Annotated in this window: 1 protein-coding gene; it reads right to left on the reverse strand. The window is 64.6% G+C overall.

The features are described from left to right. Positions 1 to 26: 26 nt before the first annotated feature. A protein-coding gene (locus NX1_RS35855) for an IS3 family transposase (RefSeq protein WP_373864946.1) occupies positions 27 to 1,297 on the reverse strand; the annotation gives its coding sequence in 2 pieces (ribosomal slippage) (positions 27 to 982 and positions 982 to 1,297; 1,272 coding nt in all). Positions 1,298 to 1,340: the final 43 nt, after the last annotated feature.

The following is a 1,340-nucleotide window of genomic DNA, read 5'->3' on the forward strand; positions in this document are numbered from 1 at the left end:
TGAATCCACCCGGTGAGTCCGGAGACTTACTGATGTGACAACTCGACCGTTTGCTGGGCCGGGTGTTGAGAGTAGTAGGCGGCCTCCATCTCCGCCGGGGGTACGTCGCCGCAGTACTGGTAGAGGCGGCGATGATTGAACCAATCGACCCATTCCGCGGTGGCGAACTCGACGTGGTCGACGCTGCGCCACGGGCCGCGGGGCTTGATCAACTCCGTCTTGTAGAGGCCGTTGACCGTCTCGGCGAGGGCGTTGTCGTAGCTCGATCCCACTGCACCTACGCTGGGCTGGATCCCGGCCTCGGCGAGCCGCTCGGTGAGGGCGATCGAGGTGTATTGACTGCCCCTATCGGTATGGTGCACAACATCTTTCACATCCCATCCTGCTCTTTCGCGGGTCCAGATAGCGTGCTCGATCGCATCGAGCACCAGCGCGGTCGTCATCGTGGTGCCGGTACGCCAGCCGATGATCCTGCGTGCGTAGGCGTCGATCACGAACGCTACGTAGACCCAGCCGGACCAGGTTGACACATAGGTCATGTCGGCCACCCACAGCCGGTTCGGCGCCGTCGGCGCGAACCTGCGCTGCACCAGATCCTCCGGCCGTGCGGCGGCCGGATCGGCGATCGTGGTGCGTTTGACCCGGCCACGGACCGCGCCCCGCAACCCGAGCTGCCGCATCAGCCGCTCCACGGTGCAGCGGGCCACCTCGATGCCCTCACGATTGAGTTGCAACCATACTTTCCGGGCACCGTAGACGCCGTAGTTCTCGCGGTGGACCCGCGTGATGTCCACCTTCAGTTCCTCGTCGCGGCGGTCCCGCTTGCTTGAAACGGGCTGGCGGTGTTCGTAATACGTTGATGGGGCGATCTTGACGCCGAGCTCGGTGAGCGCGGCGCAGATCGACTCGACACCCCATCGCAGGCCACCGTCGACGCGGTGGCCCTGGTGGTCGCTGATGTATCTGACGATCAGCGCTGGGGCCGGTCCAGTTCGGCCGCGAAGAAAACCGACGCAGATTTCAGAATTGCGTTGGCGCGCTTGAGTTCCGCGTTCTCCCGGCGCAGCCGTTTCAGCTCCGCGGACTCCTCAGTGGTGACCCCGACCCGTGCACCGACATCGACCTGACCTTGGCGCACCCACTTGCGAACCGTCTCAGCGGTCCCGACACCCAGCAACTCGGCGACCGCCCCGATCGCCGCCCATTCCGACTCGTGCTGGTCGCGGACCTCTGCAACCATCCGCACCGCCCGCTCACGCAACTCCTGCGGGTACTTCCTCGAACTCACGGACTTCATCCTTCCTCAAGAGATGAAGTCTCCGGACATGCCGGGCGGATTC

Source organism: Nocardia xishanensis NBRC 101358 (genome assembly GCF_001613365.1).
GTDB lineage: Bacteria > Actinomycetota > Actinomycetes > Mycobacteriales > Mycobacteriaceae > Nocardia > Nocardia xishanensis.